A 256-nucleotide genomic window follows, 5' to 3' on the forward strand; every position below is an offset into this window, starting at 1 on the left:
TTATCTATATTTTGTACCTCCCCAATGTATTGTTATATTCCTATATATTCTTGTTTTAATATCAATAATTTTTCCCCAAATAATGTGAATCTCTCTTCATTGTACCAACCCATGTTTTTCATATGCCTAATATCATCCCAGAACCAATAAAAGGCGTTTTTCACTTCAAACAGCTCACACAACTTTGTATTACTTTGATAATGCTTAAGCAAACCAAATCGATCTCCATCTTCAAAATGCTGATGGAGATCGATTT

General features: G+C 31.6%; 1 protein-coding gene. It reads right to left on the minus strand.

The window, feature by feature from the left end; genetic code table 11:
* Positions 1–32 precede the first annotated feature (32 nt).
* On the minus strand, positions 33–256 hold a 224-nt coding region (locus tag AACQ14_RS23675; RefSeq protein WP_339366007.1), incomplete at its 5' end, for a protein kinase family protein.

The sequence above is a fragment of the Vallitalea maricola genome (genome assembly GCF_036985595.1).
GTDB lineage: Bacteria > Bacillota > Clostridia > Lachnospirales > Vallitaleaceae > Vallitalea > Vallitalea maricola.